The 22,546-nt window shown below is 38.6% G+C and carries 22 protein-coding genes and 1 riboswitch; of the genes, 6 read left to right on the top strand and 16 right to left on the bottom strand.

The window, feature by feature from the left end:
- Nucleotides 1-21 precede the first annotated feature (21 nt).
- The 4 genes from H0184_RS21395 to H0184_RS21380 all read left to right on the top strand — a co-directional run bounded on the left by H0184_RS21395 (nucleotide 22) and on the right by H0184_RS21380 (nucleotide 3,575).
- Complete coding sequence (locus H0184_RS21395) at nucleotides 22-990, top strand: carbohydrate ABC transporter permease (RefSeq protein WP_221828256.1); 969 nt, start codon at nucleotides 22-24, stop codon at nucleotides 988-990.
- Nucleotides 990-1,817, top strand: coding sequence for a carbohydrate ABC transporter permease (locus H0184_RS21390; RefSeq protein ID WP_221828254.1), 828 nt, complete (start codon nucleotides 990-992; stop codon nucleotides 1,815-1,817). Before H0184_RS21395 ends, H0184_RS21390 begins: the two co-directional genes overlap by 1 nt.
- A 76-nt stretch (nucleotides 1,818-1,893) precedes the next feature.
- On the top strand, nucleotides 1,894-3,186 hold the full coding sequence (locus H0184_RS21385) for an ABC transporter substrate-binding protein (protein WP_221828252.1): 1,293 nt from the start codon (nucleotides 1,894-1,896) through the stop codon (nucleotides 3,184-3,186).
- Between the two features lie 44 nt (nucleotides 3,187-3,230).
- On the top strand, nucleotides 3,231-3,575 hold the full coding sequence (locus H0184_RS21380) for an SDR family NAD(P)-dependent oxidoreductase (protein ID WP_313771809.1): 345 nt from the start codon (nucleotides 3,231-3,233) through the stop codon (nucleotides 3,573-3,575).
- Between the two features lie 314 nt (nucleotides 3,576-3,889).
- Here H0184_RS21380 and H0184_RS21375 read toward each other — a convergent pair whose 3' ends face one another.
- From H0184_RS21375 to H0184_RS21345, 7 genes are all read right to left on the bottom strand, one after another.
- Nucleotides 3,890-4,282: a globin domain-containing protein gene (locus H0184_RS21375; protein WP_221828250.1), complete on the bottom strand. Its 393-nt coding sequence runs from the start codon at nucleotides 4,280-4,282 to the stop codon at nucleotides 3,890-3,892.
- A 72-nt stretch (nucleotides 4,283-4,354) separates the two neighbouring features.
- The gene (locus H0184_RS21370) at nucleotides 4,355-4,759 is read right to left on the bottom strand and encodes a VOC family protein (RefSeq protein ID WP_221828248.1); all 405 of its coding nucleotides are present in this window, start codon (nucleotides 4,757-4,759) and stop codon (nucleotides 4,355-4,357) included.
- Between the two features lie 79 nt (nucleotides 4,760-4,838).
- The gene (locus H0184_RS21365) at nucleotides 4,839-5,390 is read right to left on the bottom strand and encodes an ECF transporter S component (RefSeq protein ID WP_221828246.1); all 552 of its coding nucleotides are present in this window, start codon (nucleotides 5,388-5,390) and stop codon (nucleotides 4,839-4,841) included.
- Nucleotides 5,391-5,415: 25 nt separating this feature from the next.
- On the bottom strand, nucleotides 5,416-6,258 hold the full coding sequence (locus H0184_RS21360; RefSeq protein WP_221828244.1) for an energy-coupling factor transporter transmembrane component T family protein: 843 nt from the start codon (nucleotides 6,256-6,258) through the stop codon (nucleotides 5,416-5,418).
- Complete coding sequence (locus H0184_RS21355) at nucleotides 6,251-7,126, bottom strand: energy-coupling factor transporter ATPase (protein WP_221828242.1); 876 nt, start codon at nucleotides 7,124-7,126, stop codon at nucleotides 6,251-6,253. The genes H0184_RS21360 and H0184_RS21355 overlap by 8 nt, the downstream gene beginning before the upstream one ends.
- Nucleotides 7,127-7,987 carry an energy-coupling factor transporter ATPase gene (locus H0184_RS21350; RefSeq protein ID WP_221828240.1) on the bottom strand — a complete coding sequence of 287 codons (861 nt, stop codon included), beginning with the start codon at nucleotides 7,985-7,987 and terminating at the stop codon, nucleotides 7,127-7,129.
- A 175-nt stretch (nucleotides 7,988-8,162) separates the two neighbouring features.
- Entirely contained in the window at nucleotides 8,163-8,657 is a 495-nt protein-coding gene (locus H0184_RS21345; RefSeq protein WP_221828238.1) for a hypothetical protein, read from the bottom strand.
- 159 nt (nucleotides 8,658-8,816) lie between these two features.
- Nucleotides 8,817-8,861, top strand: a riboswitch (PreQ1 riboswitch).
- A gap of 8 nt (nucleotides 8,862-8,869) precedes the next feature.
- Here H0184_RS21345 and H0184_RS21340 point away from each other — a divergent pair.
- Nucleotides 8,870-9,355: a QueT transporter family protein gene (locus tag H0184_RS21340; protein WP_221828236.1), complete on the top strand. Its 486-nt coding sequence runs from the start codon at nucleotides 8,870-8,872 to the stop codon at nucleotides 9,353-9,355.
- 63 nt (nucleotides 9,356-9,418) lie between these two features.
- Here the strand turns inward: H0184_RS21340 and larC2 are convergent, their stop codons facing one another.
- The 7 genes from larC2 to H0184_RS21305 all read right to left on the bottom strand — a co-directional run bounded on the left by larC2 (nucleotide 9,419) and on the right by H0184_RS21305 (nucleotide 16,862).
- The gene (gene larC2, locus H0184_RS21335; protein WP_221828234.1) at nucleotides 9,419-9,889 is read right to left on the bottom strand and encodes a nickel pincer cofactor biosynthesis protein LarC2; all 471 of its coding nucleotides are present in this window, start codon (nucleotides 9,887-9,889) and stop codon (nucleotides 9,419-9,421) included.
- 184 nt (nucleotides 9,890-10,073) lie between these two features.
- Nucleotides 10,074-11,093 carry a nickel pincer cofactor biosynthesis protein LarC gene (gene larC / locus H0184_RS21330; protein WP_221828232.1) on the bottom strand — a complete coding sequence of 340 codons (1,020 nt, stop codon included), beginning with the start codon at nucleotides 11,091-11,093 and terminating at the stop codon, nucleotides 10,074-10,076.
- Nucleotides 11,074-11,841, bottom strand: a complete 768-nt coding sequence (larB, locus tag H0184_RS21325) for a nickel pincer cofactor biosynthesis protein LarB (RefSeq protein WP_221828230.1) — start codon at nucleotides 11,839-11,841, stop codon at nucleotides 11,074-11,076. Before larB ends, larC begins: the two co-directional genes overlap by 20 nt.
- Nucleotides 11,842-12,317: 476 nt before the next feature.
- Nucleotides 12,318-13,790, bottom strand: a complete 1,473-nt coding sequence (locus H0184_RS21320) for a gluconokinase (protein WP_221828228.1) — start codon at nucleotides 13,788-13,790, stop codon at nucleotides 12,318-12,320.
- A gap of 123 nt (nucleotides 13,791-13,913) precedes the next feature.
- On the bottom strand, nucleotides 13,914-14,723 hold the full coding sequence (larE, locus tag H0184_RS21315) for an ATP-dependent sacrificial sulfur transferase LarE (protein ID WP_221828226.1): 810 nt from the start codon (nucleotides 14,721-14,723) through the stop codon (nucleotides 13,914-13,916).
- An 80-nt stretch (nucleotides 14,724-14,803) separates the two neighbouring features.
- Nucleotides 14,804-15,574, bottom strand: a complete 771-nt coding sequence (locus tag H0184_RS21310) for an SDR family oxidoreductase (RefSeq protein WP_221828224.1) — start codon at nucleotides 15,572-15,574, stop codon at nucleotides 14,804-14,806.
- 19 nt (nucleotides 15,575-15,593) lie between these two features.
- Nucleotides 15,594-16,862: a nickel pincer cofactor-dependent isomerase, group 22 gene (locus H0184_RS21305; RefSeq protein WP_221828222.1), complete on the bottom strand. Its 1,269-nt coding sequence runs from the start codon at nucleotides 16,860-16,862 to the stop codon at nucleotides 15,594-15,596.
- 279 nt (nucleotides 16,863-17,141) lie between these two features.
- Here H0184_RS21305 and H0184_RS21300 point away from each other — a divergent pair, with 279 nt between their 5' ends.
- Nucleotides 17,142-18,314: an ROK family transcriptional regulator gene (locus H0184_RS21300; RefSeq protein ID WP_221828219.1), complete on the top strand. Its 1,173-nt coding sequence runs from the start codon at nucleotides 17,142-17,144 to the stop codon at nucleotides 18,312-18,314.
- A gap of 340 nt (nucleotides 18,315-18,654) precedes the next feature.
- Here the strand turns inward: H0184_RS21300 and H0184_RS21295 are convergent, their stop codons facing one another.
- Together H0184_RS21295 and H0184_RS21290 are read right to left on the bottom strand one after the other, a co-directional pair.
- On the bottom strand, nucleotides 18,655-20,130 hold the full coding sequence (locus H0184_RS21295; RefSeq protein ID WP_221828217.1) for an MFS transporter: 1,476 nt from the start codon (nucleotides 20,128-20,130) through the stop codon (nucleotides 18,655-18,657).
- Nucleotides 20,131-20,619: 489 nt separating this feature from the next.
- Nucleotides 20,620-22,074: an MFS transporter gene (locus H0184_RS21290; protein ID WP_221828216.1), complete on the bottom strand. Its 1,455-nt coding sequence runs from the start codon at nucleotides 22,072-22,074 to the stop codon at nucleotides 20,620-20,622.
- Between the last annotated feature and the right edge of the window lie 472 nt (nucleotides 22,075-22,546).

Raw genomic sequence — 22,546 nt, 5'->3', positions numbered from 1 at the left:
AAGGTTATGGAGGTGCAGGGAATGAATAACGAAAGTAAGCTGGAAACAGTAAAGGGGTCAGCCATCAAAAAACAGAAAAGCACGAAAGTTTCTGAGTCTGTTTCTTTTTTGAATAGGAAGAAATGGAAAGATGCAGGGTTATTTACCCTTTTTGTCGGACCAGTTTTGTTAGCGTTTACACTAGTCGTGTTAATCCCCTTCTTTACAGGTATTTATTATGCTTTTACAGATTGGAACGGGATAACAGGAACCGTCAAATGGGTGGGACTGGATAATTTTAAATACCTATTTTCAGAGGACAAGCAATTTCAACAATCATTTATGCTAACCACAAAATATACAGTCGTTTCGATTATCCTAACCAATGCAATTGGTTTTGGATTAGCATTACTTGTGGCCCAAAGGTTAAAAACGAGGAACCTTTTACGTACCGTCTTCTTCATGCCAAACTTAATCGGCGGATTGATCTTAGGATTTATCTGGCAGTTTATTTTTGTAAAAGGATTTGCATCAATAGGAGAGTTAACCGGAATTCCTCTTTTTGAATTAGCATGGTTAGGAGATGCGAATACGGCCTTCTGGGGAATCGTTATTGTTAGTCTTTGGCAGGGAGCAGGCTACATTATGATTATTTATATTGCAGCATTGCAAAACGTCCCGCAGGAATTAATTGAAGCAGCGAGAATCGACGGGGCCAATAGATTTCAGATTCTTCGTCATATCACAATGCCGCTGGTTGCACCAGCTGTAACAATTTGTTTATTCTTAACAACAGCTTCATCTTTTAAAGTATTTGATGCAAACCTGTCGTTGACAAACGGCGGTCCATTTAAATCAACAGAAATGCTGGCGCTTAACATTTATACGGAAGCCTTTGTTAATAACCGTTACGGTATCGGTGAAGCAAAAGCATTAATTTTCTTCATTGTCGTAGCAGCGATTACCGTCCTTCAAGTAACGATTTCAAAGAAAAGGGAGGTTGAATCCTAATGGGCAGCAGGTATACATGGAAAACATCCATTGTTGAAATCCTTGCGATCTTGGTCGGTCTAGTCTTTTTAGTCCCCTTCTATTATGTGCTTTCAAACTCCTTGAAATCATTTGCTGAGATTTTGACCAACACATCGGCACTGCCGAAAGTGCTAATATTCGATAACTATGTGAATGCATTCGAAAAACTGGACTTCTTACTTGTATTTAAAAACTCGTTAATCATCACCATTGCTAGTAATATCGTTCTCGTAATCTTTTGTTCAATGGCAGCGTACATGCTCGTTAGAACCAAGAAGAAAATTAGTAATATCATTTTCATGACATTCGTTGCCGCAATGATCATTCCGTTTCAATCAATCATGATTCCACTTATTAAAACAGCCGGTAACTTGGGGATTTTAAACAGTATCTGGGGTCTTGTCTTTATGTATTTAGCATTTGGATCCGGCATGACCATCTTCTTATATCACGGTTTTATTAAAGGGATTCCGTTAGAGCTTGAAGAAGCAGCAATCATTGACGGCTGTTCGCGATTTGGAGTGTTCTGGAGAATTGTTTTTCCATTACTAAAACCAATCACGGTTACTATCGTCATCCTAAACAGCCTATGGATCTGGAATGACTTTTTATTACCATCACTTGTCCTGCAGGACCCAGAGCTTAGAACCATTCCGTTAGCGACCTTCTTCTTCTTTGGACAGTATACAAAGCAATGGGATTTAGCACTAGCAGCATTAGTAATCGGGATTATTCCGTTATTAATCTTCTTCTTTACCATGCAGAAACACATTATCCAAGGTATTACCAGTGGTTCGATTAAGTAACAACGTGCACACCCTCTGCGGGCTGTATAAGTCAGCAGAGATTTATTAAATAAATATATTACTAGGGGGAAGAAACATGGCTTTTAAAAAGTATTCAATTGCAGCAGGTCTTTTATCCGCATCACTTCTTTTGTCAGCATGCAGCAGTGACAGTACATCTGGAGATAAGAAGAATAGCGAAGGCGAGGGTGATAAAGTTGTCGTCGATCTTTTTAATGGAAAGGTTGAGATTGCCGATCAATTAAAAGCGTTAACAGACAAATATACAAAAGAACATCCAAACGTAACCTTCAACATTGAATCAGTCGGCGGCGGTGCAGACGGTTCTGCTGCTCTAAAAGCAAAGTTTGCCTCCAACAAAGCTCCAGATATCTTTGGCAACGGCGGTTATCAAGAGGCTCTGACATGGCAGGATAAGTTTGAAGATTTATCTGACCAGCCATGGGTAAAGGATGCCTATGAATCAGCGTTAGCGCCAATGACGATTGATGGAAAGATCTATGGTCAGCCTGTAAATATGGAAGGCTACGGTTTTGCTTACAATAAAAAGTTATTTAAGGAAGCTGGTATCACAGAACTTCCAACTACTTTTTCTGAATTAGAAGACGCAGCGAAAAAATTACAAGATGCCGGCATTACGCCTTTTTCAATTGGATACGGCGAGTGGTGGGTATTGGCAAACCATGGACTAAATGTTCCTTTTGCCTATCAGGATGATGCAGATACTTTTATTAATGGATTAAATGAAGGCAGCACTAAAATTGAAGGCAATGAGCACTTCAAAAATTACTTTAAGCTAGTAGACTTAACCATGAAATATGGCAACAAAAATCCATTAACAACAGACTATAATACTCAGGTTACACTATTTGCAAGCGGAGAAGCTGCGATGATCCAGCAGGGTAACTGGATTCAGCCAATGCTGGATAAAATTTCTCCTAACATGGAAGTTGGTTTTATCCCAATGGCACTAAACGATGATGCTTCTCAAGCAAATAAATTAATGGTCGACGTGCCAACCAACTGGGTTGTTCACAATGGTGCACCGGAGGCAGACAAAAAAGCTGCATTGGATTTCTTAAATTGGATGGTAACATCTGAGGAAGGTAAAGAAGCGTTAGTGAAAGAGTTCAAATATATTCCAGCCTTTAAGACAATCGAAGCAAAAGCTGAAGATATCGGACCGCTTGGAGCAGAAATTCAAAAATACTCTCAAGAAGGAAAAACGTATTCTTGGCAGTTCATGAAATATCCAGATGGTGCAGGACAGGAATTTGGTGCAGCGCTTCAAGCTTATGTAGGCGGCCAAAAATCTGCGGATGAAGCGATGAAGGCTCTCGATGAAACATGGGCAAAATTGAAAAAATAATAATGCAAAAAATAGCACAATAGAATTCACTGTTAAATTCTATTGTGCTTTTATTATTATGGGGTGATTTTATTTATAAACTAAATGGTTGTGTTGCATTAATTACAGGTGTAAGTCATGAAAATGGAATTGGAGCTGCGATTTGCAATAAATTAGCAGCACAAGGTGTAAATATATTTTTTACCCATTGGGGGTCAAATACAGATTGGGTAAAGAAATTTGAATGCAGCATCCGAGAATATGGTGTTAGGTGTGGAAACTTAGAAGTTGATTTGGCTGATCCAAGTGCACCATTTATTTTGCTTGACGCCGTTACTGCCGAATTAGGTCCACCTAACATTCTGGTTAATCAAAGTTTCTCGGTTGGGGGAATCAGGTTAATCACTTGAGTGATTAATAGGCGGAGAATTTCCGCTTAATTCGTAATTAGTATTAAAAAAGGCTAAAATAGACGGAGAAACTCCGCCTATTGACTCGAAAAATTTGATAGTGGGGGATTTTGCTTTGTTTAAGCGGAAAACCTCCGCTTATTTCCCCCGAAACGAGCTCCATTCTGCAATTAACCGGAAAATCTCCGCTTATCTTACTTTTACTGGTTACCCGATTATGGACCAGACCTCTTTCCTCATAAAGAGTGAGTTAGTTTCGAACCTGATTTAATGCAAAAATAATGAACCGTATTACATGCCCCCCTGTTAATCCTTTATTCTTTATCCGGACTATTTACCATAATCCCAGCAACTTGTGTTAACCGATCATAAAATGCAAGTCCCGCTGGTGTATCATAAAGTCCAATTTCTTGAAAGGCTTCCTTCATACAGCGAAGCCAGCATTGTGCTCTTCTTGGTGTAACCTCGAAAGGAAGATGCCGCTGCTGCATGGCCGGCGGGCCGAATTCCTGGCTGTAAAGAGCTGGGCCGCCCAAGAACTGTGGAAGGAACATTCTTTGCTTCCTCATTATTTCTTCCATGTCCCCTTCAAACAATGGCCGTAATTCAGGATCTGCATAAACCCGCGGGTAAAAAGCAGCTACAAGCTTATCAATCGTTTCTTGGCCGCCAATTTCGCTATATAGTGTCTTAAATTTATATTCCATACCCACACCCCTTTTACTTTCTTTCGATTATAAAGATAAAAGCGATGACTTTACGTGATTTACATCACACTTTCAAAAATTACCTTCAATCGAGCTAGATGCAACTAGTTCTACTTTAATACGATCTGGGTCTTCAAAAAAAACAGCATAATAGTCTTTTCCACCTGCATACGGATGCTTTTCTTTGTATAAAATTTGTATTCCTTTCTTCTGTAAAGCTTCCGTGATTTCATCGACATGTTCCTTTGACTTTGCATGAAAGGCGAGATGATTAAGACCAACCCTGCAGCGATGATAGGCTATATCCATGAACCGCTCTTCCACTTGAACAAACACAATATAGGTTTCACCGTGTTTCCAGCTAATACCGGACTCCCATTTTTGAAATTGAACGTATCCTAATTTTGGCAGGAGCCAGCCCCAAAATTCGATACTTTTCTGAAGGCTTGAAACATATATCTCCACATGATGTAACATACTATTCCCCCTACATCAAAGTTAATCAAGAAACCCATTGAAGCCAAGGCCTCAATGGGTTGATTTCTTATTTAAAAGACTATAGATCTTCTGATATCTTAGATTTCTTACCTTTGCCAATTTGTTTCCACGCTAATACGACAGCTAATGTTACAATTGTCCCAACAATCGCTTCTGGAATTCCGCTTGTTATAGCAACTGTCCATGCAACTTCAGCACCCATGTACCCTCTCACTACCGCCATGGTTAATACCAATACTGTATTGGTCAAGGTACCTAAAAATGCAGCAGTGCCAATCGCTAGGTATTCACTTTTTCTGCGAATACCAACATATACAAGCCAAGCGGCTACCCCGATAAAAAGTCTAGGCAGAATCGCTACCAATGGATCTTTGAAAAGTGGAACGGTTGCGTTTAGGAACGATGAAACTCCAAAGATGACCCCAACAATAGCTCCTACAACCGGACCTTGCATAATCCCCCCAATAATGGCTGGAATATGCATGATGGTTGCGTTTCCGGCTGCTGTAGGTACAGGAATATATCCTAATCGAGTAACGCCTAAAAGTATCGCTACTGCACCAAGCACACCTGCGATAACAATATTCCGAACAGATAATGAACTTTTCATTCTATTTCTCCCCCTTTAATCTTATCTAGTATGGAAAGCGATAAAAAAGTAATAGTGCTGAAAATAATAGCCCAATAATTAATACTAAGTAATCTCGTCCTATCGCCCTGTAAACAGAATAGGAACTCCTATCATTCCCAGGTGTGTAGCAGCGGGATTCCATTGCTAGAATCAGATCCTCTGCCCTAGATAACGCGATATTAAATAAGGGGATAATAATAGGAAGCATATCCTTGGTTCTCTGAATAATTCTCCACCATTCACCAGAACCGAAATCTGCCCCTCTTGAGGCTTGCGCTTTCATCATTTTTTCCATTTCAATCGCAAAGGTTGGCACAAAGCGAATAGCAATGGTAATAATTAACGAAAGTTCATGCACAGGAAATTTTATTTTTTTCAAAGGACTTAAAAGGCTTTGAATACTATGGGTTAACTCCGTAGTTGATGTGGAAAGAGTGAGCACGCTGCTTAATAAAATAATTTCCACGAAGCGAACAGCAGAAACAATGACCAGTCTAATACTCTCACTTGTAATCAAGATGAATCCATACTCAAAGAAAACCTTGCCGCCAGAAAATACATTGCCTTGAAAAATCAGCTGAAGCACAGCTAAAATAATAATAAAGGGGATCGCAGGTTTGATTCCCGATAACCCATAACTGACGGGTATTTTTGATGCCCAGAATAAATAAATCGATAATAGCAGTCCAAGAGCATTACCTACATAACTGGTATTGAGGGCTATGGCTATGACCAGAATGGTAAAAACTAATAGCTTTATTCTTGGGTCCAGTCGATGAATAAAGGAACCAGTCGGTACATGCTGCCCAATCGTAATATTCCTTGATAACTCAAATTCACTAGCCACGATTCTCCCCCTCTCCATTGGCAAGAACCTTAATAATTTCACCAGCTGCTTCTGAAATCGTAAAAGCAGAAGTATCTACATTGTATCCAAGATCTTTTAAACGGTATAATGCCTGTACCGTTTCTGGTGTCCCAATTTGATAGAGCTGCAGTTTTTCCTTATCGGTAAAAATATCCTCTGGAGTACCTGACAACACATCGGTACCATTAGCCATTACATAGACTCTATCCGCTAAATAAGCAACCTCTTCCATATTGTGTGAAACAAAAATAACAGTTAGGTTTTCCGTTTTATTTAGGAACTTTATCTTATCAAGCAGCTCATTTCGTGACTTTGGATCAAGCCCTGCTGTTGGTTCATCGAGAACTAAAATCTTTGGCTTTAGAGCAAGTATGCCAGCTAATGCGACTTTACGTTTCTGTCCGCCGCTTAAGGCAAAGGTCTGCCGATCCTTCATTTCTTCAAAGTCTAAACCGACCATATCCATTGCCCATTTCACGCGTTCCCTAACTTCCTTTAAAGGCAAACCAAGTTTAAAGGGTCCATAAGCGATATCATCGCCAATTAATTTTTCAAAAATCTGATCCTCCGGATTTTGAAAAACAAGTCCAACTTTTCTTCTCAATCCTTTAATATCAATACGTTTTTTGGTTAAATCAACCCCATCAATCACGACTTTCCCTGAATCAGGACGGATTAAGCCATTAAAATGCTGGATTAGGGTGGACTTCCCAGAACCGGTGTGACCAATAATGGCAATACATTCCCCCTCATGGACCATCATGCTTGTCCCCTTTAAAGCTTTATGCTCCAAAGGAGTTCCTTTCATGTATGTATGTGAAAGGTTTTCTATTTCGATGATCGACATTTAGACCACCTCCCCACTCCTTACTTTTGAAACTCTCTTTACTTCATCAATTAGTTCATCCTCATGGATTAACTCTTTTGAAAAGGTTGGAATTTGATTATGAATCATTTCAGCCATTTGACTAACAGCGGGAATATCTAATTGCAGCTGCATTAATACTTCTTTATGTTTAAATATTTCCCGCGGTTTTCCATCCATTACAATTTTTCCGTCTTCCACTACGATAATCCGATCAGCTTCTGCCGCTTCTGACATACGATGGGTAACGGTTATAATCGTCATACCCATCTCATTCATTTTTCTCATCACCTGAAGAACTTCGTTCCTGCCAAAGGTATCTAACATGCTTGTAGACTCATCGAAAACAATACAGTCTGGCTGCATGGCCAGCACACCCGCTATTGCTACTCTTTGCTTTTGTCCCCCGGATAAGTGATGTGGAGGTCTGTTCCGAAACTCCGACATTTTCACAACCTCTAAAGCCTGATCAATTCTTTGTTTCATTTCCTGCCTCGGGACGCCAATATTCTCTAAACCAAACGCTACGTCTTCTTCAACGATAGTAGCGACAATTTGATTATCAGGATGCTGAAAAACCATTCCAATGCCTTTTCGGATATCAAGTTTCTTGCTATCGTCCTTTGTATTGTGTCCCTTGACCCAAACTTCCCCTGTGTTTGGTGTTAAGAGCCCATTAAAATGCTTGGATAATGTTGATTTCCCCGATCCGTTGTGGCCAATAATAGCAACATATTCACCCGGAAAAATAGAAAAAGAGACATCCTTTAAAACAGAAACAGTACTGTTCTCATTGATTTTGTAAGAAAATGATACATTTTCTAAAGCTATAATGGGTTCCATTTAACCCCTCCTCTCTCTATTTTATTAATATTCTGAATACTATTCAATCATAGTAATGAATTCACAAGAAATATAATAGCACGAAGTTTCAATGTGGGATATCCTAAAAACACTGTATTTAGTCAATAATTCTAGGCCAGAGCACAATTTCTGAGCCTGGCCTTTCAGTTATTATTTAGGGTAAGATTCTTTTGATGAACGACTTAGGCTTCTTTGGATTTACCTTTTTATCAATAAGCCTCTGAAATCCATACATGATTGAAGCATTTGCGGAAAATAGAAGCAGAGCTTGGTATTCTTTCAATCGAATGAGAGAAGCTATTCCCACCCTTTGTAACCATTTTACAAAAATAAAGATATGAAAAAAATCTATACCTAGATTGACCAAGGTATAACGAATAAATTTACCATATGTAAATTTCAATATCCAAATAGCTCCGACAAAAAATGGTCCAACAATAAATGGAACTTCACCCATTGTTTTTGGGAATAATTGAGTGTAAACCCTCCACCAGCCTTTTTTATGAGCGTAAATAGACTGTGCCCCAAATAAAAGACCAATAACGATTGAAGTAAGTGAAAATCGTTTCATTGCATTTTTTCCGATAAAGGGCACCGTCAGCCAAGGCAACAGCATAACAACTAATACGAACTTCTTTTTATTAATCATAAACTATACTTTCCTTTTTTTACTATTAGAATGTGCAAAAAGGGAAGTATTATCCATAAACAAGACATAAAATATACTTTGCTGAACATAATTTATTAAGCACAGACTATCTTTATATTGACTAGTAGATTCGTATATATTAATATAATATTTTGTCAGTAAATCGTGGTTCGAGAACCTCCCACGTAAAAAAACTAAGGAGAGAAATTAATATGAGAATAAAAACACTTGTTGTTAACGCGATACTGGCAGCTTTGTACATAGCTGTTTCCGGTTTAATTGCACCTTTTGGTTTCACAAATATTCAATTTCGTGTTTCCGAAATGTTTAATCATCTTATTGTTTTCAATAAGAAGTATATCTTTGGAATCATTATTGGGGTATTTTTATCAAACCTATTCTTTTCTCCGATGGTCGCCTATGACCTTGTGTTCGGTGTCGGCCAATCACTATTAGCCTTATCGATTACCATTTTATCAGCGCGTTTCATTAAAGGAATCTGGGCTCGTATGATTGTGAATACCGTTGTTTTCACCTTCACTATGTTCTTGATTGCTTGGGAATTAAACCTAGCATTCGAATTGCCATTCTTATTTACTTGGTTAACAGTGGCAATAGGAGAATTTGTTGTGATGGCAGTAGGTATGCCGATTATTTATTTCATTAATAAACGAGTACAATTCGAAAAAAGAGTATAGATAAATAGAAGCGATGCATTTTGGATGTTAACCAATTTGCACCGCTTCTTTTTTTCATTATCTTTAAACTGTATCAATCATCTTCCATACACGTTCATACACCTTTTTTAAAGGAATACCATGGAGTTGTGCCAAAGCCTTGCATTCCTCATACTCCGGTGCCCGCTGCACAACTTGTCCGTTTAGGATCCCTTCTTTTACCGTTACTGCACCCCATTCCGTCTCCACTTTGTTGAATACTCTTTCTAATCGGTGAACGGTTAACGGATAATAGCGGACTCCTAGTGTTGTCGTTTCTTTAAAAAGTATTTCTTTCATTTTATTTACATTTTCTAGAGAGCATAGCAGTTGAAGCAAAATACCCGGTCTGTTTTTTTTCATGTAAATCGGGGTATAAAAAACATCATTTGCCCCCGCTTCAAACAGAAGATCCATGACGTAACCCAGCCATTCTCCAGGAATATTGTCTAAGTTTACTTCCATTTTCACCATTTGATCATCTAGGTGTTCATAATTAGGGGGGTGAGAACTCATTGGGTAGACTCCTCTCAATAAAAGATTTAACGCAGATTAATATAATCTGCGTTAAATTGACTATATCAGCGATAATTGTATTATATCGGCGTTAAATGAATTTTATCAGCGTTAAATCAAATTTATCCGCGTTATATGAATTATATCCGCGTTTCTGGCCAGCAGCTCTGATTTTTAAATTAATTTATTCGCCAATGATGACTCGAACAACATTAGGACGGTCTTTAAATGTTTTTGTTCCGGCTCCATAACCTATTGAGTTAACTTTCATTGAAGGAATAGAGGTAAACTCTTCAGCTAAAACCGCGATAATGGCTGCCCCAGTTGGTGTGGTGAGTTCAAATCTCACTTCTGAGTGTTCAATCGGAATTCCTTTCAAAATCTCAAGAGTTGCAGGTGCTGGTACTGGATAGATCCCATGGTCAATCCGAATTTTCCCTGTTCCAACTGGAATCGGGGAGGATTTTATAACGGATACTTCTAACTGATGAATTAGAATAGCTGTTCCAATGATATCAATTATTGAATCAACAGCACCTACCTCATGAAAATGTACCTTTTCCAAAGGAACACCATGAATAAGCCCTTCTGCTTCACCGATTTTTTTAAATATCTTTAAAGCAGTATCTTTCACTTGTTGAGGAAAATCAGCCTCTTCAATTAATCTTACAATATCTTTATACGAACGATGGTCATGATGGTGATCATGAGTGTGTTCATGGTCATGACCGTGGGTATGGCTGTGTTCATGATTATGAGTATGGGTATGGCTGTGTTCGTGCTCATGATCGTGGGCATGGCTGTGCGTGTGTTCATGGTCATGATCGTGGGCATGGCTGTGCGTGTGTCCATGGTCATGATCGTGGGCATGGCTGTGCGTGTGTTCGTGGTCATGAGTATGTTCATGGCTATGAGAGTGTCCATGCTCATGATCGTGGGCATGGCTGTGCGTGTGTCCATGCTCATGATCCTGGGCATGGCTGTGCGTGTGTCCATGGTCATGATTTGCTAGCAATACATCAAACTTCGTGCTCGTAATCCCATTTTTGTTGACCTTTTTCCATTTCAATTCATATTCATCTTCTATATTTAACTTCTTTAATTCTTCTACTAGTTTGACGGGGTCAGCACCAGCATCAATGAGCGCGCCAATGACCATGTCCCCGCTGACTCCTGAAAAACAATCAAAATAAAGTGTCTTCATTTCTTTCCCCTTTTTGTGCAAGTTGGTGAATTAATACAGCGTTATAACCGCCGCCAAAACCATTATCAATATTGACAACACTAATTCCTGAAGCACATGAATTCAGCATGGTCAGCAAAGCCGATAATCCATTAAAGTTAGCTCCATAGCCGACACTAGTAGGAACGGCGATTACAGGATGAGAAACAAGCCCTCCCACCACACTCGGCAGTGCTCCTTCCATCCCGGCTACCACAACAGACACCGTCGCTTTTTGAATTTCTTCTGCATGACTAAGTAACCGATGAATCCCAGCTACGCCGACATCATATATACGGTGAACTTTACTTCCTAATATTTCAGCTGTAACTGCAGCTTCTTCTGCGACCCTTAAATCAGAGGTTCCTGCAGCGACAACTGCTATGTATCCATGATTGTTTTCTATTGTTTTTTGCTCTTTCCAAAATAGAATCTGCGCAATGTCATTATAGGTAAATTCAGGACAAGCAGTTTTAACGATTGCTGCTTTTTCCTCTGAAATTCTTGTGACCATAACCTGATTGTTCCTGGCCCTTAGCGCCTGGATAATCGATATAATTTGTTGAGCTGTTTTCCCTTCGCCGTAGACAACTTCCGGGAATCCCTGGCGTTTCTTCCGATGATGGTCAACCTTTGCAAAACCCAAGTTTTCAAACGTCGCTAATTGGTCCTTTGCTTCGGCAATACTGAGGGTACCTTTTTGAACTTGTTCTAGAATGTCTTCAAGCATTGTTTTCCCCCCTTTTAAAAATTTTGGGTGATTCCCAATAATAAGCCTCATGAAGACCATTTTAACTTTTCCACCACAGTTTTGGGCTTCATGAACCCCTCATGAGGATCATTTTAACTTTTTTACCACAGTTTTGGGCTTCATGAACCCCTCATGAGGACCATTTTACCTTTTCCACCACAGTTTTGGGCTTCATGAACCCCTCATGAGGACCATTTTAACTTTTCCACCACAGTTTTGGGCTTCATGAACCCCTCATGAGGACCATTTTACCTTTTCCACCACAGTTTTGGGCTTCATGAACACCTCATGAGGACCATTTTACCTTTTCCACCACAGTTTTGGGCTTCATGAACACCTCATGAGGATCATTTTGACTTTTTTACCACAGTTTTGGGCTTCATGAACACCTCATGAGGACCATTTTAACTTTTCCACCACAGTTTTGGGCTTCATGAACCCCTCAGTACCATCAATTAAAAGTACTTTGCCATATCCTTAGCAAGCTTTTCATAGTTTTCATATATCGCTTTATAGCGTAGACTAGTTTCCTTATTTGGAAGCACTGCATCTCCCATTGGGATATTCTTTTTGATATCTTCAAATGAATCTACTTTACCAATTCCCACTAGAGCGGTCCAGGCAGCACCCCATGCGGCACTGTGATGACTTTCGGAAACATAGATTTCCGCTTCAAAAATGTCTGCCATCATTTGCAGCCAGAGCGGTGACCTTGCCAATCCACCGTTAACGTAGATTTTTTTCGGCTCGCCCGCTAACCTTTCCAGCGCTTTCCCGATTTGATAGAGATTAAAGGTAACTCCTTCTAGGACAGCGCGGATGAAATGCTCCTTTTTATGCGTGATCGAAACCCCATAAAAATTACCTTTTGCCTGCTGATTCCAAATTGGCGCCCTTTCACCATTCAAGTACGGAAGGAATAAAATCCCCTCAGCACCAGGAGCAACCTTTTCTGCGTCACCTAAGAATTCACTAAAATCCCTTTCGTCATTTAAGAGATCTTTTAACCATTGTAAGACGATTCCGCCATTATTTGTCGGTCCGCCTACAATGGATGATTCTGCTGTAAAGGAGTAACAAAATGTTTCCTGATTCTCGTCAATTTTTACTCCTTGATTGATTTGCCTGATCGCACCGCTTGTACCAACGGAAACCGCAACTTCTCCAGGTAAAATCGCCCCAATCCCTAGGTTTGCCAGTTGGCCGTCTGCCGCGCCCATCACAAAAGGCATTTCTGGATGTATTCCCATTTCATCAGCAATTTCCCTTTTAAGACCGTTCAACACTTTGGTTGGGGGAACGATTTCGGAAAGCTGTTCCTTGCCAATACCTGTCATCTCAAGCAGCTCTTGTTCCCATTCAAGTGTCTGGGGATTAAATAACCCTGTAGCCGAAGCCATAGAATAATCGATGACTCTTTCACCAAACCAGCATTGAATTAAATATTCCTTTATCGACATAAAAAATGCAGCTTGTTTATATGGTTCATAATTAGTTTCTTTCATCCACAATAACTTTAAAAAAGGAGTCATTGGATGGATCGGAGTTCCTGTTTTTGCATAAATAGTACTTCCAATTGTTTTCTTAATTGTTTCTGCCTGCCCAGTACTTCTTCCATCAGCCCAAATAATAGCCGGTGACAGAGGTCTTCCATCTTCATGCACACAAAGGAGAGAATGCATGGCAGCCGAGAACCCTAAAGAGAGGATTTCATCTTTTTCCGCACCTGCTTTTTCAACCGCCTCCCGAATGGCAGAGACCGCTGACCGCTCGATTTCAATTGGGTCTTGTTCTGACCAGCCTTGTTGCGGATATTGAAAAGTATTCATTTTCTCTGCTTCTGCAGCCAATTTACCATTTAAGTGAAATACGCAAGCTTTTACACTAGTCGTTCCGATATCAAGTCCAATTACAAACTCTCTTGGCATACTCATCTTCCTTTTCAAGTAACAATATATATGTGTCAATTATATCTATTATTGCCTTTTCTATTACTTTAATAGAAAAGGCTTTGGATTTTCCCCAAAGCCTTCTTTAAATCAAGTACTTTCTCAGCCTAAATTCGATAGAACTTTGTTCATACTTCCACTCTTATATCCAAGTAAATCTAACGTTATATATTTATAACCGTACTCCTGCAGTTCTTTGACTATCGCGTCATGATTTTCAAGAACGGTTTTCATATCATCAGGCTCAACTTCAATCCTTGCAATCTCTTGATGCGTTCTTACTCGTACTTGGCGAATATTCAGGCTCTTAAGGTACGCTTCTGCTTTTTCAACCTTTGTCAGCTTTTCTTTTGTAATGTACTCACCGTAAGCAATTCTTGACGATAAGCAGGCAAATGAAGGTTTATTCCAGGTTGGCAAATCAAACTGCTGTGAAAGCTCCCTGATTTCTTCTTTGAAAAGGTTTGCTTCAAGCAGAGGTCCGCGAATTCCCTTTTCCTTTGCTGCCTGCATTCCTGGACGATGTTCATTCATATCATCCGCAATTACACCATAAATGACATTATTATAGCCTTTTTCTTCCATGACCGGAATCAAATGATCAAATAAGCTGCTTTTACAAAAATAGCAGCGATTTTTATTATTCTCTGCGTAGCCAGGAATCGCCAATTCAGACGTTTCAATGACTTGGTGTTTGACGCCTATTCTTTCAGCTAATTCTCTCGCCTCTAAAAGCTCACTAGAGGGATAGGTTTCCGAGTCCGCTGTAACCGCAAGAACATGGCCAGCGCCTAAGGTCTCAACAGCTGCTTTTAACAAAAAGGTACTATCCACACCGCCTGAGAATGCTACTACGACTGATTCCATTTCTCGGAGAATCGACTGTAAGTTTTTATATTTCTCTGTTAACATGGTCTAATCTCCTTTCCCCTAACATTTATTAAGCCACCCACTATACAAGATATTGAGTGGCATAATGCTATATGTGTAAATTATATGGTCATTGCTCCAAAACCGCCGTCTACTCGTAAAAGCGCGCCTGTTACAAAGCTGGAAGCTTGGTCAGAGGCAAGGAACACGGTCGCACCTTGAAGTTCTTCTGCTTCTCCAAAGCGTTTCATCGGAGTATGACCCATGATGGATTCAATTCTATCTTTGTCTAAGATTTTGCGATTTTGTTCCGCTGGGAAGAATCCTGGAATAATTGCATTAACACGAATACCGCTGGTTGCAAACTCGCGGGCTAGGAATTGAGTTACACTATTAAGCCCTGCTTTTGAAACTGAGTACGTAAACACTCTTGATAAAGGAGTTGTCGATGAAACCGATGAAATATTGATAATGCTGCCTTTTCTTTCCTGCTCAATCATGCGTTTAGCAAAAATCTGACAAGTCATGACGATGCCTTTTAAGTTAATATCCATAATTTTATCGTACTCGTCCATATCTAAATCGAAAAATGGAGTGGGGCTATTGGTACCAGGTGCATTTAATAGAATATCCCAGCCGCCGGACCATTGTTCAATTTCATTTGCAGCTTGAACCAAAGAATCCTTTGAACTAACGTCCGCCTGGAATGCTTTCGCTTCCCCGCCATTTTCAATAATCTCCTTAACAACAGCTTCCGCGGTTTCTAAGTTACGGCCAACAATCGCAACCTTCGCACCATGATCGGCCAAGCCTTTTGCCATTGCTGAACCTAATACACCATTTCCTCCAATAGCTACAGCTGTTTTCCCTGTTAAATCGAATAAGTTCTTCATATTTCAACTCTCCCTAGTTTTAGTATAAGTTTCCTTTTTCGTCAAACGGCAAGTCATAAAGTTCTGAAATTAACTCCATATTTGGATGCTGTTTCACATGCTCTACTAAAGCTTCAGATACTTCAATTTCACTTAACTCCAACGTATTTTTAATGCGGACCATTTTTACTTTTGTAAAATCTAAAATATTGCTTGTTTTTACAGCCGCTTGTATCGCTTCACGGTCATTCGGCAAAGTTGTTGCGATTTTTGTTGGGGCCACAACAGTTGAAGTTAATCCATTGGCATAGGTTACTTCAAGGTCCATTCTGTCCACTAAACGCTTGGTCGTAAAATCAGCAGTTCCCACGCCATTGGCATTTCCCTCTGTTTGAGGAGTTAAACCGAGAACGACCATTTTATTAACGTCCGGTCCTCCATGAGCATATGGAGTAGGATATCGGCCTGTAATATTCGGGTCCATTCCATCACCAGAGATATTTTTACCAATCTGATCAATAACAAGGACTTCTAGTTGTTCAAAGAAGAGCTTCGGTAACAATTCCTTCGCTTTAGCCTGAAGGTCTGCCTCTCTATTTATAATTTCTTCAGGTGAAAGCACATCAACCACGGCCACTTTATCAAAAGCATTTTCAATCGTTGCTACTCCAAAAAGAAACGGCTTTTTCTCCATAATCATTTTTGCCATCGCTGGCACGTTTTCTGCCATATACTTAAAGCCCAGCTGGTGACAAGCCTCTGCACCTCTTTGCTTTCCTAAGCCAATACTAATCATTTTCATAATGCCGCTTTCAACCGGTCCGCGGAATGCCGTATGCGGCTTAATGCGGTTAATCACAACAATACCATCTGCATTTGCAGCATATTGATCCACGTAAACAGGTAACCCATTCGGCAGTTCTCCGATTTTTACTACTTCCATGGAAGAGCGGATTTCACAGCCGGCACTTTCCTCGGTAACACCTAGATGTGCTAAAACCTCACGCTGCCCTTCAGCGGTTGCACCGCCATGACTGCCCATACTTGGAACAATAAAAGGCTTTGCACCAAGTTCTTTAAGAAACTTAACTGTCACTGCCGTTAATTCCACAAGACGATCAAGTCCCCTGCTTCCAACCGCTAAGGCAATTTCCATTCCAGGTTTAACGGAAGCCTTAATATGCTCCTGCTGTAATTTCTCCATCAAAGCCTGTTCTAAATTGTCTATCTTCTGGTCATCAAATTTCACTTTCACTTTTGCCATTTTCGGCACCGGAATATCTTTTAATAAATCCTGTAAAATACCCATTTATCTGTTTCACTCCTTTTCTACTTCAGTGTTCCTCAAGGGATATTATTCCATGTATCTGCCTTTCTTTATCTTACAAAAAATCTGTAATCCCTTACAAAAGAATATATATATATATTTGTTTGGAAAATAATTTTAAATAGTAATTTAATTTGTTTACCAAACAAACTAATTAACTGTATAATAACATTATGGATTATTTACGTCAATTGTTAAGAGGAACTATTAACCTTTAAATATTTCATGGTTCATTAAACATTCAACCTAGGAGGTGCTTATATGGTTACAGGAGATGCTTCATTTATCAAAAAAATAAATCGGGCAATAATTATCAGTAAAATAATTGAACACGGCATGATATCCCGCGCCGACTTAGCAAAAATTACTGGCTTAAACAAGGCAACTATTTCAGTTCAGGCAGCTGATTTATTAGAAGAGAACTTAATTATTGAAACACAGCAGGAGCATAAAAACCTAGGCAGACGACCGATTATGCTGTCGATTAACAATCAAGCAGGCTTTGCTTTAGGAATTGACTTGGATAAATATTCTATTACATTTACATTATCCAATTTAAGCGGGGCCCTAGTCCACTCCCATTCTATCGAGATGGAAACATCTGAGTATGATTTAATTCTAAAATTGTTAGCAGAACAGATTACTTTTTATAAAGAGAAATGTTCTCATGCACCTTATGGCTTAATCGGGGTAGTCATTGGCATTCATGGTATTGTAAATAACGATGAAACCATCTATTTTGTACCTTACCATCAATGGCATAACAAAAATCTAAAGGCAGATCTCAAAAATGAAACCGGTGTCAATATCATTGTCGAAAATAACGCTAACTTGTGTTCATTCGCTGAAATCGTCTATAAACATTATCATAGTGAAAACTTATTATCGGTTAGTTTGTATTCGGGAATAGGCTTAGGAATTATGGTAAACAACAAATTACTTAAGGGCTGCGATGGTTATGCTGGCGAGATTGGGCATATGATTATCGTTCCAGGCGGTCTTCCTTGCAGTTGCGGAAATCTAGGCTGCTGGGAACAATACGCCTCTGAATCAAGCTTTATGAAGCAGTTGTCTGCAGCTCAAAATAAAGAAAATGTTACCTATGAAGATTTACGCGTTTGGTTCACAGGACAGGATCCAGTGATCAATAGATTAATGAGAGATTATATAAAGTTTCTAGCATATGGACTTAACAATATTATCAACCTCTATAATCCTGAGATTTTAGTGATAAATAGTGAATTACTCCGTTTATATCCAAACGCATTAGAAGAAATTGAAGCAAAGTTAACCTCTACACTAGGTCAGTATCGAAAACTGATGATTTCAGAATTTGGTAAAAATGCCTGCAGTATGGGCGCTTGTGCGCTGGCAATTAAGAACTTTTTAGAGGTTAAAGAGTTAAGCTTTGCTTTTGAAGAGTCATCAAAGTGAAAAACAGAGGAAAAACGAGAAAACATGCGAATTAGTAAGAAAAAATGAGATGATTGTCGTTTTCATTAACATTGTTCTCGTTTTCATTGCCTTTGTTTCCGTTTTCAGCAACATTGTGAAAAACACCCAATTCCATGATAATAAGAGTATCAAAACACTGGGGGTTAAACACATGAAAAAGATCTTGTTATCATTAATTGAGAAGTTTGAGAAAAACACAGAATACTTACCATTTGATACTCACGAACCAATCGTAACCAATTCACGTAAATAAAATGTGAGTTGGTTTTTTTATTCAAAAAAACCCCAGCATCCGCCAGGGTTCCAAATTGAAATTCTATTAAATTGCAGCTTTATTGCCTTTTTTTCCATTTGCTTTAATTTCCGCAATACCAGATTGAATTTTTTCCATCTCTTTATTATCTAATTTATAGAATTTCATTGCCGTAATGGATACTACCAAACATAGAGCAGGTAAACCGAATGCTACTAATAACGTTATAGCAAACAATGGTGTTGTTAAAGCTTCCCCTACCTCAGGAAACTTTTCCTTGTAACCTATGACCCCAACCATGACCCCTACGATTGTTGGAGCTAATGATGAAACGAGCTGATCAATGAAAGAGAAAATCGTGCCCATCATTCCTGGTACATAACGGCCTGATTTATGTGTTTCATAGTCTGATACATCGGCAATCATTGGAACAACAAGCGTTGTTGGAATCCCTGAAAAGCCAACAGCTAAGGAATATAAGACTAAGAATAAGATAGTGGTCAATCCAATATGAGATAGTGAAACGGAAGCTGGATCAACTAGTAAGAATAATGCAATCAGTGCTAAGTAAGAAAACATTCCAATCCAAGCCGAAGTTACATATGATTTCTTTAAACCAGTTTTTCTTGCAATTCCAACTACTAGGAAGGTAATAATCAATGTTGGTACCAGCGTAATGAGACCTATTTTACCGCTTAACGCATAATCCCCTAGTAAAATACCAAATAACATAACTCCAACCACGGAGTAACGAGCGATACTCGTTGCTAGTTTATCAAAAGAAGCAGAAAGTGAAAGCATCTGTAATGGTCTGTTTCCTTTAATAACACCCCAATACTCACGAAGTGAAGTTTGAGTTCCTTCTTCTGCTAAACCATAGTATTCCTTCTTATCTTTCGACCAAATACCCACGATTGCTAATACCGCAAATACTGCAGATAAGAGAAGTCCATAGCCATTTAATTCAGTAAACAAACCAAGATTAAAACCACCGTGCTTTGCCATTAGGATAGAAGAAACGTAAATTTGCCCGCCTGTGAAAAGAGCTGCATTATAAATTCCGTCAAAAATCGCATATAATGGGCGCTGCTTTGGATTATTCGTTAAAACGGTTTGTGCAGCCTTTGTTACACTCGTTTGCAAGGAATAACCAATTTTATTTACAATTAACATAGCAGTAAAGAAAATAAATTGTGCAGATGCCGGCAAATGATGAGTTACATTATAGATAATTAGGATTGTACCTGCTGAAATGATATTACCGATAACGATTAACGGCGTGAACTTGCCAAATTTCCCCTCTGTTTTATCAATGATATAACCAATAGCAGGATCTATTATTCCATCAAACAGCCTTGCCGCCATTAATAGCGAACTTACCACCATAACTGCAAGTCCAGCTATTCCAGTTGCATAGTAGGTAACAAAACCTAAAACAAATAAATGGAGATTTGTTGAGGTATTATTTAATGTAAACAAACCAATTTGCCATAATTTCGCTGTGTTGTATTGATTACTATTTTCTACTTTAACATTTGACATGATTTCGCCCCCTCGTATTTAACCGCTTTCATTTCTTTGAATATTGGGATAATTCCCCCGAAAAATATCCCCTCTTGTACAACACCAAATCACTACTCGCTGCCCCGCTGACCTTGCCGCCTCCTTTTTATGAAACCCCTTTCATTTTTAACCAAAAAATAAAATAGCTAGTAAACTATTATTCTATTTTTTAATTAGTTTAATGAACTAACTATTAAATATAGATTACCATCTCTATGATTCCAAGTCAATAAATTTTTAATTTTCTAAACATTTAGCTGTTAACACGCCTTTTTAATAAAAACTGATCCTAGAAGATCCTTACAGCATTTTGATTTTTCCAATACAAAAGGCACTGACTTTCTCATTATATTTATACCAATATATTAAAAGCAGTCCTATTTAAAAGATTCCCCTTGCACACTGTACAAGGGGAATTTATGTCTATTAAGTTAACCGTTTTGAGTTTGATATGAGCTTTTTATTTCATTAAGCAACTTTACTCTTTGATTTCTTAGCAGCAATACTTTCTTGTATTTCTGCCATTTTCCTATCATCAAGTTCATAGCGAGACATCGTTAGACCTGAGATAACTAATGCAACAGCTGGAATAACGAAGGCTAAAATAATCGTTACAAGTTTTAATTCTGGTGTTAACGTATCTGTTACTGTTGGGAATGCATCTTTAAACCCGATTAACGCTACTGCAAAACCAACAATTGCTGGTGCCAAAGAAGTGATTAATTTATCAATGAAAGAGAACAATGTTCCGATCATCCCTGGTACGTATCTTCCTGATTTATCCGTTTCATAATCGGAAACATCCGCAATCATTGGGTTAACAAGTGTTGATGGAACGCCGCCAAAGCCCATTGCCATTGTGTATAAAACAAAGAATAAGATGGTTGTGATTCCAAGGTTAGACATGGAGATACTTGAACCATCGATTAGAGTAAACATGGCAATTAATGCAGCGAAACTGCCTAATGCAATCCAAGTTGAGAAAAGGAATGCTTTTTTCATACCTGTTTTTCTTGCTTTTGCTACTGCCCAGAATGTAATCAATAATGTTGGAACAATGGTTATCATCGATACTGTACCGCTCAGCTCATAATCACCGATTAAGATCCCGAACAACATAACCATTACTACGGAATGGCGCAAAAGTGAGAATGCTAATTTGTCAACGGTTACAGCAAAAATTAGTTTTAGTAACGCTTTATTACCTTTTAGAAGCGGCCAGAAATCGCTGAATTTCGTTTTAACTGTATCCTCTGCCAATCCAAAATACTCTTTCTTGTCTTTGCTGGAAATACCAATTACAGCTAATACGGTAAATACACCTGCAAGAATAATCGCCAGCGTGTTTAGTTCAGTGAATAAACCCATATTAAAGTCGCCATGTTTTTTAATTAAATAAGATGCTACATAAACTTGTCCGCCTGTGAAAAGCAATGTGTTGTAAATTCCATCAAATATTGCGAATAAAGGACGCTGTTTAGGATCATTTGTTAAGACTGTTTGTGCTGCCTTTGTAACGGATGTCTGACATGTATATCCAATAATATGAATCGCATAGATTGCGATGAAGAAAAACAGTCTAAATGATTCCGGTAATAAGTGTGTAACATTATATAATACGAGAATAGTAGCAGCTAAGATGATATTTCCAATCACCATGTACGGTCGGAACTTTCCGAAATTGCCTTCGGTTTTATCTACCAAGAAACCAATGATTGGATCAGTAACCCCATCCCAAATTCTCATACTCATTAAGATGGTACTTACTACAACTACTGCAATCCCCGCAACTCCCGCCGCATAGTAGGACACAAAAGCCAAAATAAACATGTAAAGATTTGTTGCAGTATTATTTAATGCGAAGAATCCAATTTCCCAAAGTTTTGCTTTATTGTATTGCTGATTATTAACTGCTGATGTCATGTGCAGTTCCTCCCCTGAGCGGTTTAACCGCTTTCATTAAAGTTATTGTTTAATAATCTCCGATGGAAACTTTATCCTTTTATTTGTTTAATAAACTAACTAAATGCCTTGTTTATATGATAATTGAATCCGCTTACATTCTCAATACTATTTTAAAAAAACTTTCTGGAAGATTTAGAGAATCCCCCCTACTTGCTCACACTAAGCTACTACCCCCTTTTGAAATCCCTTTCATTATCAAATTCAAAAATGTAAATTGCTATAAAATATTATTTAGTTTTTTTGTTAGTTCATTAAACTAACTAATAAATTAAAGATATCATCTCTACTATTTATAGTCAATAGGTTTTTAATTTTCTAAAAATTTTTGTTGAAACAATACCTTTTTTCCTTGAGAATTACATATAAAGGTCAAACCTGGACCAATTTTCTCCAATGCAAATAAAGTAGGGAAACCTTTCTCAAGGCTTCC

Source organism: Neobacillus niacini, from assembly GCF_019749295.1.
Lineage (GTDB): Bacteria > Bacillota > Bacilli > Bacillales > Cytobacillaceae > Neobacillus > Neobacillus niacini_D.
This window is presented reverse-complemented; position numbering and strand designations above follow the sequence as displayed.

What these genes read in the sequence shown, in the direction of transcription:
- H0184_RS21395 (WP_221828256.1), top strand. Translation starts at nt 22, where the DNA reads ATGAATAACGAAAGTAAGCTGGAAACAGTAAAGGGGTCAGCCATCAAA.
- H0184_RS21390 (WP_221828254.1), top strand. Translation starts at nt 990, where the DNA reads ATGGGCAGCAGGTATACATGGAAAACATCCATTGTTGAAATCCTTGCG.
- H0184_RS21385 (WP_221828252.1), top strand. Translation starts at nt 1,894, where the DNA reads ATGGCTTTTAAAAAGTATTCAATTGCAGCAGGTCTTTTATCCGCATCA.
- H0184_RS21375 (WP_221828250.1), bottom strand. Translation starts at nt 4,282, where the DNA reads ATGGAATATAAATTTAAGACACTATATAGCGAAATTGGCGGCCAAGAA.
- H0184_RS21370 (WP_221828248.1), bottom strand. Translation starts at nt 4,759, where the DNA reads ATGTTACATCATGTGGAGATATATGTTTCAAGCCTTCAGAAAAGTATC.
- H0184_RS21365 (WP_221828246.1), bottom strand. Translation starts at nt 5,390, where the DNA reads ATGAAAAGTTCATTATCTGTTCGGAATATTGTTATCGCAGGTGTGCTT.
- H0184_RS21355 (WP_221828242.1), bottom strand. Translation starts at nt 7,126, where the DNA reads ATGTCGATCATCGAAATAGAAAACCTTTCACATACATACATGAAAGGA.
- H0184_RS21350 (WP_221828240.1), bottom strand. Translation starts at nt 7,987, where the DNA reads ATGGAACCCATTATAGCTTTAGAAAATGTATCATTTTCTTACAAAATC.
- H0184_RS21345 (WP_221828238.1), bottom strand. Translation starts at nt 8,657, where the DNA reads ATGATTAATAAAAAGAAGTTCGTATTAGTTGTTATGCTGTTGCCTTGG.
- H0184_RS21340 (WP_221828236.1), top strand. Translation starts at nt 8,870, where the DNA reads ATGAGAATAAAAACACTTGTTGTTAACGCGATACTGGCAGCTTTGTAC.
- larC2 (WP_221828234.1), bottom strand. Translation starts at nt 9,889, where the DNA reads ATGAGTTCTCACCCCCCTAATTATGAACACCTAGATGATCAAATGGTG.
- larC (WP_221828232.1), bottom strand. Translation starts at nt 11,093, where the DNA reads ATGAAGACACTTTATTTTGATTGTTTTTCAGGAGTCAGCGGGGACATG.
- larB (WP_221828230.1), bottom strand. Translation starts at nt 11,841, where the DNA reads ATGCTTGAAGACATTCTAGAACAAGTTCAAAAAGGTACCCTCAGTATT.
- H0184_RS21320 (WP_221828228.1), bottom strand. Translation starts at nt 13,790, where the DNA reads ATGCCAAGAGAGTTTGTAATTGGACTTGATATCGGAACGACTAGTGTA.
- larE (WP_221828226.1), bottom strand. Translation starts at nt 14,723, where the DNA reads ATGTTAACAGAGAAATATAAAAACTTACAGTCGATTCTCCGAGAAATG.
- H0184_RS21310 (WP_221828224.1), bottom strand. Translation starts at nt 15,574, where the DNA reads ATGAAGAACTTATTCGATTTAACAGGGAAAACAGCTGTAGCTATTGGA.
- H0184_RS21305 (WP_221828222.1), bottom strand. Translation starts at nt 16,862, where the DNA reads ATGGGTATTTTACAGGATTTATTAAAAGATATTCCGGTGCCGAAAATG.
- H0184_RS21300 (WP_221828219.1), top strand. Translation starts at nt 17,142, where the DNA reads ATGGTTACAGGAGATGCTTCATTTATCAAAAAAATAAATCGGGCAATA.
- H0184_RS21295 (WP_221828217.1), bottom strand. Translation starts at nt 20,130, where the DNA reads ATGTCAAATGTTAAAGTAGAAAATAGTAATCAATACAACACAGCGAAA.
- H0184_RS21290 (WP_221828216.1), bottom strand. Translation starts at nt 22,074, where the DNA reads ATGACATCAGCAGTTAATAATCAGCAATACAATAAAGCAAAACTTTGG.